Source organism: Campylobacter sp. CNRCH_2014_0184h (assembly GCF_025772985.1).
Taxonomy (GTDB): Bacteria; Campylobacterota; Campylobacteria; order Campylobacterales; family Campylobacteraceae; genus Campylobacter_D.
The window spans coordinates 31,824-46,359 of sequence record NZ_JAKMTB010000005.1 but is presented as its reverse complement, the minus strand read 5'-3'; the positions used below and the strand labels follow the sequence as shown (position 1 = coordinate 46,359).

The following is a 14,536-nucleotide window of genomic DNA, read 5'->3' as shown; positions in this document are numbered from 1 at the left end:
TTAAGCCCTTGTATCAAAACCCATATTAAAGTCATTGTATTCTTCTTGATTATGAAATTTGCTTTTGACTATATCACTGATGAAAAAATTAGAGCTTAGAAGTCCTACTTTAACTAAGGCTTTTTTTAGCTCATGTGCTCTTTCGTAAAGTTTTTTTCTAAAATTAGCATTTTCTATCATCATATTTATATCAATGTATTTATCATTGCTTAGAGATAAAAATACATTGATTTTTCCTAATTTTTCAAATTCAAGATTAATTTGTGCATAAAATTTATCTTTTTTACCGCGTTTAAAAACTACATTAGATTTTTCTAAATCATCCCAAAAGAAAGGTAAAAAAGTATGAATGCTATTATTAGCTAAAGATAAAAGTTGATTAAACTCAAGCTGAGCTATAAGACGATTTGCTTGATTTAGTATACTTTCATTGTCTAAATTTTTAGCCAGATTAGAAACTTGCAAAAGAGTGGATTTGATATCTTTTTGTAATTCTGAAGAAATTTCTGCAGTATCTTTTGGAGTAATTTTTCCAAGATCTTTTATAGAAAGTTCTAATTTTTTTTCTATGTTTTTTATATCATCTAAAGAATTTTTTGCTTCATAATTTTTAGGATCTAAAGCTTTTAAAACCTCATTGAGTTTTCTTCCTATTAGGCCTAGTTCTTTGTTTAGGTTATTTAAAAGCTCTTCTTGTAAATTTTGACTAAAATTAAGATTTTTACTTACATTTTGTTTGAAAATATCTTCTAGTAAAATTTTACCTGAAGTACTTTTAAATATATCTTCTAATTTAGTGTTATTTGTTTGTAAATTTTGACTTTTGTTGTCATTTTTGCTCGGTTCTTCAGTATTTTTTTGTGGTGTTTTTTCTTCTTTTGTGTTTTGAATTTCTTTATCTTTTGTCATGCTTTCTTGTTTTTGTTGAACTTCTTTTTTATCCTCTGTGTTTTTTTGCGGAGTTTTTATTTCCTCTTTTGATTCTTCTTTGATGTCTTTGGTATGTGGAGTTTTATTTAAATTTTCTTGTGTTATTTCAGTTTTGTTTTTATGATTTTTTATGTCTTTTAAAAGTGTTATAAGATCTTTAATGCTTTGACTAAGCTCTTTTAATATATGTGTATTTTGAATTTTTATATTTTCAGGTTTGGCTAATTCTTTGTTGATAAGTGCTAAATTTTTACTGAGATTTTTAATGAAATTATTAGCAATATTTTGTAGCTTTTCTTGGCTAATAGAGTTTGGGTTTTTATTGATATAGTTTTTAAAATTTTCTATTTTATCAAATAGCTTAAAAAGTGTCTTGTAGTTTGTATTTTCTAAAGAAATTTTATTATCTTTTTTGTGATTTTGTAAGATGTGAATAAGTTCTTTTAAGGTGCTTGTGGTGTCAAGATTTTTAAGATCTAAATTACTTATATCGCGTTTTAGATTTTCACTAGTAGCTCCTTTTATGGTATTTAAAAGATTAAAAAAGCTTTGTGGTAAATTTTGCTCTTTTAAAGAATGATTGAGTTTTGCTTCTAAAAAAACACCTGAATTTTTTACCAAGGATGAAAGATTTTTATTGTTGATATCTTTAGCGGGTTTAACTAGATCTTCTAAAACTTTAAGTAGTTTTTCAAATTCAGGATTTTTAGAAAGCTCTGCTTGAAGTTTTTTAAGTTCATTAGCAAAATTAGGTGCAAAATTTAAATCTTTGTGATTTTTTAATATTGCTAAATCAGGATCTTTGTTGGTTTTGATTTGATCTAAAAGTTTATTTAATAATTCTTGTAATTTTTGATCGATTTTGCTTACATAGTCTTTAGGCAATTTGACTTCAGGATCATTTTTAGAAAATAAAGGATTTTTTAAAGCATCGTTAAGTGAGGTTTTTTTGTCCGATTTCTCACTTTTGTTGTCTTTGTTTGTTTCGTTTTTTGCAAATTGATTTTGATTGTTAGAAATATTAGTTATCATCTAGCATTACCATATTACCTGGTTTTCTTTTAAATTTGGTTAGATTTTTAAATTTTGGTTTATCTATAGCAAAGGCAATTAAAACAGTTAATAAAACGATGTAAAAATACATAAAACCATTACCTTCAAAATAATACATTAAAGTTCCAAGCACAGCAGGCGCAAATAAAGCACCAAAAGAATAAGTAAAAAGAACGGCTCTGCCAAGTTCAACTCTTTTGCTAGAATCTTCAAGCATGTCATTTGCTCTAGCTAAAGAAAGAGCATATAAACAACACATTCCCATACCCAGTAAAAAGCCAAAAAAGTATTTTAAATAAATATTATAGCTTAATAGTAAAATACAAAGCATAGCACTTAAAGCCGTAAAAGCACATAAAATAATAGCAAATTTACGACTAATTTTATCAGAAAGGGTTCCGATGAAAAGTTGAGATATAAACCCTCCTAGCATGGTACAAAATATAAAAATCGAAGCTTCTTTTGCGCCAAATCCTTGTATGAGTATAAATAAAGAAGCCATGGAGAAAAATCCATTTAAAAGCATACCTGCTATAAAGCTTGTCACTAAAGCTAAAGGCACTATATCAAAAACTTTAGGGATGGAAATTTTGGTTTTTTGTGGTAAAACCGGCTCTTTAATACGGATTAAAAATAAAGGAATAGAAGCAAACATAATAAAACTAGCGCTTAAAATAAATACTGTATTACTTGGGAAGTCAAATGACATAAGTAAAATCCCAAAGCCTGATGATGAATAAAATACCACTTCATAAAAGGCTATTACTCTTGAGCGAATAGCATTTTTTGCTTTTTCATTAAGCCATGATTCTATGACCATTAAAAGTGCATAGTAACAAAAACCAAGCAAAAATCTCAAAACCATCCAAAAATAAAGATTAGAATTTAAACTATGAAGCATAGTAGCTATACCAAAAATGATGGCAAAAATTCCAAAAGATCTTATATGTCCTACTTTAGAGACTATCCTATGAGCACTAATAGTGCTTACCATAGCACCAAGAAAATAACAACTTCCTATTATCCCTATATAAAAATTACTAACATCGTTATGTTTTAAAATAATTGCTATAGAATTTACCGTTAAAGCACTTCCTATAAAAACAAAAATCATACCAAAAAACAATGCAGTTAATGATCTAATCGTTCTTTTTGAGCTCAACATTTTCTTATTAAAAAATTATATATTAATACCGCTATGGGTGTGACAAACATTGCACAAAACAAGGCAAAAATACTCATTAAGCCTTGAAACTCTAAAAATAAAAATCCTGCTATTAAAAACACATAAGCAAAAATTTTAAACAAAGAAAAAAAAGCTAATGCGTTTTTAAAAATACTTTTAAATTTTGGTTTTAAATCGTCATCTATATGGATAAATTTTATAATTTTTGGCAAAGAATGTTGTTTTTTAGCAAAAATTTGCAAAGGCCTTTGTGTAAAATCATAATTTTTAGCTGCTTTAAAAATAAAATTTTTATAATTTAAAAAAGATATCAGAATGATTAAATTTTGAGCCAAAAAGCCAAATTCAAAGCTTATAAAGGTTTTAAAGCTTAATTCTTTATAGAAAAAAACTCCTGCTAAGAAAAGTAAATTTAATCCTAGCAAGAGTTTTAGTAAAATTTTAGGCTTTAGGATCATTTTTTAAATCTTTATAGCGATTTTCTTCTTTAAATTCCTCATAGCTTTTTACTTGTGCTTTGTAAGCTTTGTAAACATTTAAAATCGCTGCAGCTACTCCTATAAACACTCCTACCCAAAAAAGCCAAGATATACCGGTTAAATTTTTTAAAAAATAGCCTATACCAACTCCGAATAAAACAGCTACAACCATGGATATGCCAAGGCTTAATCCATCTGCAGCTTCTATACCTTTGCGAATGATTTTTTGTCTTTTATTCATAGGGCTTTAAAACTTTCTTGCGCTGCTTGTATGGTTTTATCAATGATTTTTTTATCCATGCATTCGCAAATAAAACTTGTTTCAAATTGAGATGGTGCTAAATACACGCCTTTGCTTAGCATTTGTGCATGAAATTTAGCAAATAATTTAGTATCTGATTTTAAAGCATCTTGATAATTATTAACAGGGTTTTCACAAAAGAAAAATCCAAACATAGAACCAACGCAATTAACTTGCAAAGGAATTTTACAATCATTTGCAGCTTCTTTAAAGCCTTGAGTAAGTCTTTTGCCTAGTTTTTCTAATTTTTCATATAAACCTTCATAATTTCTTGCTTTTTTTAAGCTCGCATAACCTGCAGCCATAGCAAGAGGATTGCCACTTAGTGTTCCTGCTTGATATACCCCGCCCAAAGGACTTAATAAATCCATAATTTCAGCTCTTGCAGCAAAAGCAGCTGCAGGCATACCTCCGCCTATAACCTTACCAAAAGTTACTATATCAGCTTTTATATTATTAATTCCAAAAGAGCCTAGGTATGAAGCTCTAAAACCACTCATAACTTCATCAAAAATTAAAAGAATTTGATGCTTATCACATAGTTTTCTTAGCTCTTGTAAAAATTCTATTTTAGCAGGTACTAAGCCCATGTTTCCTGCAATTGGCTCTATAATGATACAAGCTATATTATCATCATTATTGATTAAGTTCTTAACACTTTCAATGTCATTATAAATAGCTACTAGAGTATTTTTAGCTACATCGGTTAATACTCCTAGTGAGCTTGGGGTGTTAAAAGTAGCTGCACCACTTCCAGCACTTACTAGTAAAGAATCAGAATGCCCATGATAACATCCTTCAAATTTGATGATTTTATCTTTTTTGCTAAATCCTCTTGCAAGACGAATAGCACTCATAGTAGCTTCTGTGCCACTACTTACAAAGCGTATTTTGTCTAAATGCGGCCAATCTTTTAGGATAAATTTAGCTAATTTAGTTTCAGCTAGGGTTGGTGCGCCAAAGCTTGAACCATGTTCTAAAGCTTTTTTACAAGCTTTTTCAATATCCTCATCACAATGTCCAAAAAGTAAAGGCCCCCAACTTTGTACATAATCTATATAAGTATTATCTTCTATATCACTAATATAAGCACCTTTTCCTTGCTTGATAAATAAAGGATTGCTACCTACACTTGCGAAAGCACGCACAGGAGAATCAACCCCGCCTGCTATATATTCACAAGCTTCTTCAAAGGCCTTTTTATTATTTTTCATTTTTTACTCCTTTTGTTGTTAGTAATATAATCATAAAGCGATTTCATCTCATCTTCTGTTAATGAGTAAGTTGGCATAATGCTTTTTGCCTCTTGAGGTTGACTTAGAATTTCTCTAAAACGTGTATAAGGAGTGTTTTTAATACTTGGCACTATAAAAGGAGTTTTTTCTCCATTTTTAGTATAATATCCTAGTATTTGTTGACCTCCATCACCATGACATTTAGCACAACTTATGCCTCTTGGATTTTTGTAAAGGGATTCTTGGTATTCTTTAGGTGAGATAAAATCTTCAGCCCAAATACCATAAACTATAAAAAACAAAAATAAAATAATTTTCATTTATCACCTTTAACAAAAAAAGAAGTTTTATTATGATACAATTTTTTAAGTTAAAGAAAGCTATAAATTTAAGGAAAGAAATGACACTTTTAGATGGTAAAAAGCTAAGTGATGAGATAAAAAATAATCTAAAACAAGAAGTATTAGAACTTAAAACCCAAAGTATAGAGCCTTGTTTGGCCGTGATTTTAGTAGGTGAAGATTCTGCTAGTGCTACTTATGTGGGCTCTAAAGCAAAGGCTTGTGAGCAATGCGGGATTAAGTCTTTGGTTTATAGGCTTGATGTAAACACAACTCAAAATGAACTTTTGGCTTTGATTAATACTTTAAATCATGATGATAGTGTTGATGGAATTTTAGTTCAGCTTCCATTACCAGCACATATTAATAAAGATATCATCCTAGAAAGTATTAATTTCAATAAAGATGTAGATGGTTTTCATCCTTTTAATGTCGGGAATTTAAATTTAAATTTAAAAGGCGGTTTTTTGCCATGTACGCCTTTGGGTGTTATGAAAATTTTAGAGCATTATGATATAAAATTACAAGGTGCTGATGTGGTTGTAATAGGAGCTTCTAATATAGTAGGTCGTCCTATGGCTACGCTTTTATTAAATGCTAATGCTAGTGTGAGTATTTGTCATATTTATACAAAAGATTTAAAAGCTTATACAAAAAATGCTGATATTATCATCGTAGCGGCAGGTTGTCCAAATCTTTTAAAAGAAGATATGGTTAAAGAGGATGTGATAGTAGTTGATGTAGGGATTAATAGGGTTGATGGAAAAATAGTAGGTGATGTTGATTTTGAAAATGTAAGTAAAAAAGCTAGTTATATTACTCCTGTACCAGGCGGGGTAGGGCCTATGACTATAGCAATGCTTTTAGAAAATACTATAAAATCAGCTAAAAATAGGATTAAAAAATGAATTTTTTCAAAAAAATCTATAAATTTACACAATCTTGGACAGGAACTTTAATAGTTGTTTTATTGATTATATTTTTCTTTATACAAGCTTTTACTATACCAAGTGGTTCTATGAAAAATACTTTATTAGTAGGGGATTTTTTATTTGTAAAAAAATTCTCCTATGGTATTCCAACTCCACATATTCCTTGGATAGAAGTGCCTGTTTTACCTGATTTTAATAAAAATGGACATTTGGTAAGCGCTGAAGGTCCTAAAAGAGGAGATATTGTAGTATTTAGATATCCACATGAGCCAAAAATTCATTATGTAAAAAGATGTGTAGCTAAGGGTGGAGATGAGGTTGTTTTTGCAAATAAAACCTTATATGTGCGTATGGTTGAGGGTGATGAGTATATGAAAGATTATTATCCTAATAAAACAAAAATCATAGGCGGAAGACTTTTTGTAAAAGAACCTTTTGTAGAAAAAGGAATACATTATGATTCTAGAGTGGATATAGAAAGTGTGTTTTTTCGCTATTTAAATTTAGGTCAATTTGCTATGAAGCCTGCTTCTTTTGATGAATTAGGTGCTAATAATATTTATGGTTTTAATGCTTATTATTATAAAGTGCCTGAAAATGAGTATTTTATGATGGGAGATAACCGTGATCACTCCAGTGATAGTAGATTTTGGGGAAGTGTAGATTATAAATATATAGTTGGTCAACCTTGGTTTATTTATTTTTCATGGGATGAAAATAAAAAAGTTAGATGGGAAAGAGTAGGGCGTTTGGTTGAAACTATAGAAAAAGATGAGCGTTTTATCCATCATAATGAAAGCGATATAGAAGCTTTAGAATAATTACTCAAAGAAACAATATAAAATTTTTATGTGTAGAAAATGTATAGTTTCTACACAAATTTATAAAAATATACACTCTTAATTTTATTCGTAGATTTTTTTAAGCTCCAAGTTGTAACAATTAACACAAATAAAAATCAAAGCAAAAAATAAAGGATAAAAAATGCTAAGTCAAAGATCTCAAAATCTAGGAGAATCCTTAACTTTAGTAATGACTGATATAGCCAAAACTTTAAAAGCAAATGGTGAAAAAGTTATTAGTTTTTCAGCAGGTGAGCCTGATTTTGATACTCCAGAAATCATTAAAAAAGCAGCAATTGAAGCTATTGAAAAAGGTTGTGGGGCTTATACGCCAGTTGTTGGCATAAAAGAAGTTATAGAAGCTATACAATATAAATTTAAAAATGATAATAATTTAGAATACAAAGCAAGCGAAATCATTACCAATGTTGGTGCTAAGCATTCTTTATTTATGGCGATTGAGTGTTTAGTTGAAGAAGGTGATGAGGTTATCATACCAAGTCCTTATTGGGTGAGTTATCCTGAAATGGTAAAATTTGCAGGCGCAACTCCTGTGTTTATAGAAGGTGAGGCAAAAAATGGATTTAAAATCACCCCTGAGCAATTAAAACAAGCTATTACTTCAAAAACTAAGGTTTTGATGTTTAATTCTCCATCAAATCCTACAGGAGCTATATATTCTAAAGAAGAAATAAGTGCTTTAGCTAAGGTTTTAGAAGGAACTAAAATAGTAGTTTTAAGTGATGAAATTTATGAAAAATTAGTTTATGATGGAGAATTTTGTGCTTTTGCGCAAGTGAGTGAAGATGCTTTAAATAGAACTGTAAGTATTAATGGTCTTAGTAAATGCGGTGCTATGCCAGGATGGCGTTTTGGTTATATGGCAAGTAAAATGAGTGAGTTTAATAATGCTGTTAAAAAACTACAAGGACAAAGCACTTCAAATATCTGCTCAATCATTCAGCATGCAGCTTTACCAGCCTTACTTGGAAAAGCAGATAGTGATATTGAAATGATGAGACAAGCTTTTTTAAAGCGTAGAGAATTAGCGTGTGAAATTTTAGCTAAAAGCGATAAGTTAAAATTAGAACAAATTCCACAAGGAGCTTTTTATTTATTTATCTCTTGTAAGGAAGTTGATAGTGATTCTATGAGATTTTGTAAAAGATTATTAGAAGAGCAAAAAGTAGCTTTAGTACCAGGCATAGGTTTTGGTATGGAAGGGTATTTTAGACTTTCTTATGCAACTAATGAAAAAGATATCATTGAAGGTTGTGAAAAAATCGTTGAATTTGTAAAAAATTACTAATTTCTTAAGCCTGTTAAAAACAGGCTTTCTTTCAAAAAACTTATAAGCAAGTCTTTGGTATGATTATGCAAAAAAATATAGGAAAATCAATGGAATTTGAAGTTCAATATAAAAGTGCAAATGCCAGAGCTTGTCGTATAAAAACTACACATAATGAAATTTTAACTCCTATTTTTATGCCAGTTGGGACTTTGGCTGCGATTAAAAGTTTAGATGCTGTTGATATGAGTGAAATTTTAAATGCAAAAATTATTTTAGCAAATACTTATCATTTGTATTTAAGACCAGGATCTAAGGTGATTAAACAAATGGGTGGCTTGCATGGTTTTAGTAAATTTAATGGATCTTTTTTAACAGATAGTGGAGGCTTTCAAGCTTTTTCTTTAAGTAAAAATTCAAAACCTGATGAAAAAGGAATTCAGTTTAAAAGTCATATTGATGGAAGTTTGCATTATTTTACCCCGCAAAGTGTTTTAGATGCTCAGTATGATTTTAACTCAGACATTATGATGATTTTAGATGATTTAGTGGCTTTGCCTGCAAGTAAAGAAAGGATAGAGCTTTCTTTAAAACGTACTATAAAATGGGCAAAAGAAGCTATTGATTATCACAAGCTAAAGCAAAGTCAAGGTGTGGGAGTAGGGCAGAATATTTTTGGTATTATTCAAGGTGGAACGGATTTTGAAGCTAGAAAAATTTGTTCTCAAGCACTTTGTGAGATGGACTTTGATGGACTTGCTATAGGTGGATTAAGCGTAGGAGAAGAAAATGAGGCTATGTATGATACGGTTGAAGCTATGATGCCTTATGTAGATAATAATCGTCCTAGATATTTAATGGGAGTTGGCACACCTGAAGATTTAGTAGAAAATGTAGCAAGAGGTGTTGATATGTTTGATTGTGTGATGCCAACAAGAAATGCAAGAAATGGAACTTTATTTACTAGCTTTGGAAAATTTAATATCAAAAAAGCAGAATTTATCACTGATCATGCTCCTATAGACAGCAAATGTTCTTGCTATACATGTAAAAACTTTTCAAGGGCTTATTTGAATCATTTATTTAAAGCTAAAGAATTAACTTTTTTTAGACTTGCAAGTATTCATAATTTACATTATTATCTAAATTTGGTAAAGCAAATGCGTGAAGCTATTATCAAAGATGAATTTGAAAATTTTAGAAAGGAATTTTATAGACAAAGAATGTAAATAAAGTGGTACGCCCAAGAGGATTCGAACCTCTGACCTTTTGAACCGCAATCAAATGCTCTATCCAGCTGAGCTATGGGCGCAAAATAAAAGAGTAATTTTATCAAAAAATTCTTAAAATTAGCAAAAATAAGTAATTTTATAGAATTTTTATATTTTTATGCTAATCTTCTTTGAATAATATTTTAGCTTAAGGCAAAGTAATGATACATAAGATTTTAATAGCTAATAGGGGTGAGATTGCAGTAAGGGTAATCCGTGCTTGTAGGGATTTACATATAAAAAGCGTTGCTGTTTATACTGAACCTGATCATGAGTGTTTGCATGTAAAAGTTGCTGATGAAGCATATAGAATAGGAACTGATGCCATAAGAGGATATTTAGATGGTAAAAGAATAGTTGAAATTGCTAAAGCTTGCGGGGCTGATGCTATACATCCTGGATATGGCTTTTTAAGTGAAAATTATGAGTTTGCTAAAGAATGTGAAGAAGCAGGGATTATCTTTATAGGGCCAAAATCAGATGTTATCCGTAAAATGGGAAATAAAAATATAGCAAGATATTTAATGAAAAAAAATGGAATTCCTGTGGTTCCAGGTACTGAAAAATTAAATCATTGTACATTAGAAGAAATCAAACTTCAAGCTTTAAAAATAGGTTATCCAGTGATTTTAAAAGCCAGTGGTGGCGGTGGTGGTAGAGGTATACGCGTAGTACATAAAGAAGAAGATTTAGAAAAATCTTTTGAAGCTTGTAAGAGAGAGGCATTAAGCTTTTTTAAAAATGATGAAGTTTTTATGGAAAAATATGTTATTAATCCAAGGCATATTGAGTTTCAAATTTTAGCAGATAATTATGGTAATATCATCCATCTTTGTGAAAGAGATTGCTCAATACAAAGAAGACATCAAAAAATCATTGAAATAGCACCTTGTCCAAGTATCTCAGAAAAACTAAGAAAAACCATAGGAGTTACCGCAGTAGCTGCTGCAAAAGCTGTGGGTTATACCAATGTTGGGACGGTTGAGTTTTTACTTGATGATTATAATAGATTTTATTTTATGGAAATGAATACAAGAATTCAAGTAGAACACCCAATCACAGAAGAAATCACAGGAATTGATCTTATCACAAGACAAATTCGTATAGCAAATGGGGAAATTTTAGATCTTGAACAAAGTGATATAAAGCCAAGAGGTTTTGCGATAGAAGCTAGAATTACAGCAGAAAATGTATGGAAAAATTTCATTCCAAGTCCGGGTAAAATCACAGAATATTTTCCAGCTTTAGGGCCATCTGTAAGAGTGGATAGTCATTTATATAAAGACTATACCGTGCCACCTTATTATGATTCTTTGCTTGCAAAATTAATCGTTAAAGGTTCAAGTTATGATAGTGCGGTTAATAGACTTGAGAGAGCTTTGAAAGAATTTGTGATTGATGATATTAGAACAACCGTGCCATTTTTGATTGCAATTACCAAAATAAGAGAATTTAGAAGAGGGTATTTTGATACTTCTTTTATAGAAACACATATGGAAGAGCTTTTAGAAAAAACAGAAGATAGACACCAAGAAAATAAAGAAGAAGTAATTGCTGCTATAGCTGCAGCCTTGCAAAAAATAAAAGAAAGTAGGCAATCATGAGTTTTTTAGATGAATTAAAAGATATAAAAAAAGCACTTCAAAAAGAACAAGGTCAAGTAAAAAAAGAAAAGGTTAAAGCGAGTAAAAGTGGAGTTAGTATGAAAAATACTGACTTAGATGCTATACAAAAAGATTTAGCTAAACAAAATGAAAATAAAAAACAAGAGCAAGAATTTGAAGATATGTTTTTAAAAGAAGAGCGTTTGGCTAATGAATTTATGGAATTTGTAAAAAATAGTGATATTAAAAAGATCTAATGAATAATATTATTGGTTTTTGTACTTTAGAAGAAGAATGTCCTTATCTTGAAAATAGATACTGTAGAAATGAGTATAATTATATATCTTTTATCACAAAAACACAAAATCAAGAACTAGTTTCAAGAGGTTGGCGTCGCTTTGGTTCGTATTTTTCAAGACCAATATGTAATGATTGCAATGAGTGTCAAAATTTACGTATTTTAGTAGAAAATTTTCATTTTAGCAAAAGTTATCGCAGGGTTTTGAAAAAAAATACAGCCACTAAAATAATCTTACAAAAACCTTCTTTAAGTGATGAGCATTTATTGCTTTATGAAAAATATCACCATTACCAAAAAGATAAAAGAAATTGGAAAATTTATGATTTAAATTTTAGAAAATATTACAATCTTTATGTAGATAATGCTGGTACTTTTGGATATGAGCTTGATTTTTATATAGACAATAAGTTAGTTTGTGTTGATTTGATTGATATTTTAGAAGATGGAATTTCTAGCATTTATTGTTTTTATGATCCAGATTTTTCCCATCTAAGTCTTGGTAAATATTCGCTTTTAACAGAAATTAAACTTGCACAATTAAAAAAATTAAAATATATTTATTTGGGATATTTTGTAAAAGGGTGTCAATCTTTAGCATATAAAGCCGATTATAGTCCAAATGAAATTTTAAAACACACTAGTGCTTTAAATGAGCAAGCATTTTTGTGGAGTTAGGTTTATAGAGAGGATTTTATGCAAGTAGTGCAAACTTTAGAATCAGTTAGTGTTAATACTGATGATTTTTTAATGTTTAAATATTTTCAAGATCTTATCCGTAAAAATTTTTCCAAAGTTATAGGTAATAAAAATAAAACCTTGTCTTTTTTTGTAGAAAATGAAATTCCTCAAAGAAGATATTTTTTAAAACTTGTTAACCACAAATATAAAAAAAATACTGGAAATCAAATTGATAATCTTGCTTTTGCACATTATAAAACCTTTAAATTAAATCTTGCTCAAGCAAATACTTTAAAGCCTGTAATCTTTGCTAAAATAGGCTTTGCGCAAAAGAATATTTTAATCACACTAAGTTCGAATGAAAAATTATTTGCTGTGTATTTAGAGCAGTATTTTAAAGATCATAAAAGCGTGTATGATGAAAAAAATTGTATTTTTTCAGTAGAATACAAAGATGATAATACTTTAAATCTTTTAGAAATTTTAGCTAGTGTGAATGAGCATTTGAAATATTGTGTTGATTTTACGATTAATGAAACTCAGCTTTTAGAATTTAGAAATAAAATGAAAAACAAAGCTAGTACTAATTGGAAATTTAATGCTCTGGCAAAGCTTTTTGAAAATTATTTTCAAACACTAGGATGTAATTCTAGTGATGATTTTGCTACTATTAGACAAAATTATCTTAATTTGGTTAAAATTTATCATCCTGATCGCCATCAAGGTAAAAGTAAGATCGAACAAGCTTATTGCCGTGAAGAATTTGAGAAAATTCAGCTTGCTTATGAGAGCTTAAAATCTTTATATAAAAATAATACTTGATGCTAAAATAACATCATTTTAAGTTGCAATTTATTAAAATTAATTTTTTATAAAAATTTAGGGAATAACATTGGTTGCTGATAGAAAGTTATTTTTTTTAAGTTGCATTCTTATAACTATAGGAATACTTTTTTCATATTCTTTAAGTGCTTTTACTGTTCTTTATTTAGAATATAATGAATTTCACTTTTTTATCAGACAGCTTTTTTTTGGGCTTAGTGGTATAGCTATTATTTATTTTGTTTCAAGATTAAATCCTGATAGTAAAATGGCGCATTATTTGATGATAAGCGTTTTACTCATCTCTTTTTTATTTATACTTATTTTACCTTTTCTGCCTACCTTTCTTGCTACTGCAGCAGGTGGTGCTAAAAGGTGGATTAGGCTTGGTCCTTTATCTATCTCTCCAGTTGAATTTTTTAAAATAGGTTTGATTTATTTCCTTGCTTGGTCTTATACAAGAAGGATTGATGATAGCAAAAAAGCAATCAAACATGAAGTTTTAATTTTAATTCCTTATTTTATTTTAGCTGCTTTTGTTATTGGTTATATTTATATGACACAAAATGATTTAGGGCAAAGTGTTATTTCTTTTTTCTTGGTTTTTGCTTTAGCTTTTTTTGCAGGAGCTAGTAAAAGACTTTTTGCTTTTGGTGTGGTTATTGTTGGAATGATTGGAGTTTTGGTAATCTTAAGTAATCAAAGAAGAATTCAGCGTATTTCTGCTTGGTGGGGAAATATCCAAGATGCGTTTTTACCTTTCTTTCCTGATTGGCTAGCAAGTGTTTTAAGAGTAAGTCACAACTCAGAGCCTTATCAAATTTCACATAGTTTAAATGCTATAGCTCATGGTGGATTTTTTGGAGAGGGTTTAGGGCTTGGAACTTTTAAACTAGGATTTTTAAGTGAGGTGCACACGGACTTTGTCTTATCAGGGATTACTGAAGAGATAGGATTATTGGGATTAAGTATTATTTGTTTTATATATTTGATGGTAATACTTCGAATTTTTAGAATAGCAGGGCGTTGTGAAAATAAAGTTCATTTTTTGTTTTGTTCGGGTGTAGCTTTGCTTTTATTGTTTTCATTTTTTATGAATGCTTTTGGAATTATTTCCTTGACTCCATTAAAAGGTGTTGCTGTGCCGCTTTTAAGCTATGGAGGTAGTTCAATGTGGTCTATTTGTCTTGGAATAGGCTATGTTTTAATGATTAGTAAAAAGGTAAAAATATAAATTTGTATTTATTTGTTAAAGTTTTTATATAATATACAA

At 29.4% G+C, this 14,536-nt stretch carries 15 protein-coding genes and 1 tRNA gene; 9 read left to right on the top strand and 7 right to left on the bottom strand.

Annotated features, from left to right (window positions below; genetic code table 11):
- Genes L8X36_RS05890 through L8X36_RS05865 form a run of 6 tightly spaced genes read right to left on the bottom strand, consistent with a single transcriptional unit; the run spans window position 1 to window position 5,504 of the window.
- Window positions 1-1,962 (bottom strand): flagellar hook-length control protein FliK, encoded by a 1,962-nt coding sequence (locus L8X36_RS05890; RefSeq protein ID WP_263683007.1) that lies wholly within the window; start codon window positions 1,960-1,962, stop codon window positions 1-3.
- Window positions 1,952-3,145, bottom strand: coding sequence for an MFS transporter (locus L8X36_RS05885; RefSeq protein ID WP_250325593.1), 1,194 nt, complete (start codon window positions 3,143-3,145; stop codon window positions 1,952-1,954). The genes L8X36_RS05890 and L8X36_RS05885 overlap by 11 nt, the downstream gene beginning before the upstream one ends.
- Window positions 3,142-3,627, bottom strand: a complete 486-nt coding sequence (locus L8X36_RS05880) for a hypothetical protein (RefSeq protein WP_263678901.1) — start codon at window positions 3,625-3,627, stop codon at window positions 3,142-3,144. The genes L8X36_RS05885 and L8X36_RS05880 overlap by 4 nt, the downstream gene beginning before the upstream one ends.
- Entirely contained in the window at window positions 3,611-3,889 is a 279-nt protein-coding gene (locus tag L8X36_RS05875) for an AtpZ/AtpI family protein (RefSeq protein ID WP_263683005.1), read from the bottom strand. Before L8X36_RS05875 ends, L8X36_RS05880 begins: the two co-directional genes overlap by 17 nt.
- The gene (hemL, locus tag L8X36_RS05870; protein WP_263683004.1) at window positions 3,886-5,163 is read right to left on the bottom strand and encodes a glutamate-1-semialdehyde 2,1-aminomutase; all 1,278 of its coding nucleotides are present in this window, start codon (window positions 5,161-5,163) and stop codon (window positions 3,886-3,888) included. The genes L8X36_RS05875 and hemL overlap by 4 nt, the downstream gene beginning before the upstream one ends.
- On the bottom strand, window positions 5,160-5,504 hold the full coding sequence (locus L8X36_RS05865) for a c-type cytochrome (protein WP_263683002.1): 345 nt from the start codon (window positions 5,502-5,504) through the stop codon (window positions 5,160-5,162). The genes hemL and L8X36_RS05865 overlap by 4 nt, the downstream gene beginning before the upstream one ends.
- 80 nt (window positions 5,505-5,584) lie before the next feature.
- On the opposite strand from L8X36_RS05865, the gene folD reads away from it, so the two are divergent.
- The 4 genes from folD (at window position 5,585) to tgt (ending at window position 9,816) form a co-directional block, all read left to right on the top strand.
- A complete protein-coding gene (gene folD, locus L8X36_RS05860; protein ID WP_263683000.1) occupies window positions 5,585-6,433 on the top strand; it encodes a bifunctional methylenetetrahydrofolate dehydrogenase/methenyltetrahydrofolate cyclohydrolase FolD in 849 nt (282 codons plus the stop codon).
- On the top strand, window positions 6,430-7,278 hold the full coding sequence (gene lepB / locus L8X36_RS05855) for a signal peptidase I (protein WP_263682998.1): 849 nt from the start codon (window positions 6,430-6,432) through the stop codon (window positions 7,276-7,278). Before folD ends, lepB begins: the two co-directional genes overlap by 4 nt.
- A gap of 163 nt (window positions 7,279-7,441) precedes the next feature.
- Complete coding sequence (locus L8X36_RS05850) at window positions 7,442-8,608, top strand: pyridoxal phosphate-dependent aminotransferase (protein WP_263682996.1); 1,167 nt, start codon at window positions 7,442-7,444, stop codon at window positions 8,606-8,608.
- A gap of 89 nt (window positions 8,609-8,697) precedes the next feature.
- A complete protein-coding gene (tgt, locus tag L8X36_RS05845; RefSeq protein ID WP_263682994.1) occupies window positions 8,698-9,816 on the top strand; it encodes a tRNA guanosine(34) transglycosylase Tgt in 1,119 nt (372 codons plus the stop codon).
- A 6-nt stretch (window positions 9,817-9,822) separates the two neighbouring features.
- Here the strand turns inward: tgt and L8X36_RS05840 are convergent.
- Window positions 9,823-9,899 (bottom strand) — tRNA-Arg (locus tag L8X36_RS05840).
- Between the two features lie 120 nt (window positions 9,900-10,019).
- Between L8X36_RS05840 and L8X36_RS05835 the strand changes: the two genes are divergently transcribed.
- The 5 genes from L8X36_RS05835 to ftsW all read left to right on the top strand — a co-directional run bounded on the left by L8X36_RS05835 (window position 10,020) and on the right by ftsW (window position 14,497).
- Window positions 10,020-11,462, top strand: a complete 1,443-nt coding sequence (locus L8X36_RS05835) for an acetyl-CoA carboxylase subunit A (protein WP_039617956.1) — start codon at window positions 10,020-10,022, stop codon at window positions 11,460-11,462.
- The gene (locus L8X36_RS05830) at window positions 11,459-11,719 is read left to right on the top strand and encodes a hypothetical protein (RefSeq protein ID WP_263663959.1); all 261 of its coding nucleotides are present in this window, start codon (window positions 11,459-11,461) and stop codon (window positions 11,717-11,719) included. The genes L8X36_RS05835 and L8X36_RS05830 overlap by 4 nt, the downstream gene beginning before the upstream one ends.
- The gene (locus L8X36_RS05825; protein ID WP_263663958.1) at window positions 11,719-12,438 is read left to right on the top strand and encodes an arginyltransferase; all 720 of its coding nucleotides are present in this window, start codon (window positions 11,719-11,721) and stop codon (window positions 12,436-12,438) included. The genes L8X36_RS05830 and L8X36_RS05825 overlap by 1 nt, the downstream gene beginning before the upstream one ends.
- 18 nt (window positions 12,439-12,456) lie before the next feature.
- Window positions 12,457-13,263: an adenylosuccinate lyase gene (locus tag L8X36_RS05820; RefSeq protein ID WP_039617961.1), complete on the top strand. Its 807-nt coding sequence runs from the start codon at window positions 12,457-12,459 to the stop codon at window positions 13,261-13,263.
- A gap of 70 nt (window positions 13,264-13,333) precedes the next feature.
- Window positions 13,334-14,497, top strand: a complete 1,164-nt coding sequence (gene ftsW, locus L8X36_RS05815; RefSeq protein ID WP_257397039.1) for a putative lipid II flippase FtsW — start codon at window positions 13,334-13,336, stop codon at window positions 14,495-14,497.
- Window positions 14,498-14,536: the final 39 nt, after the last annotated feature.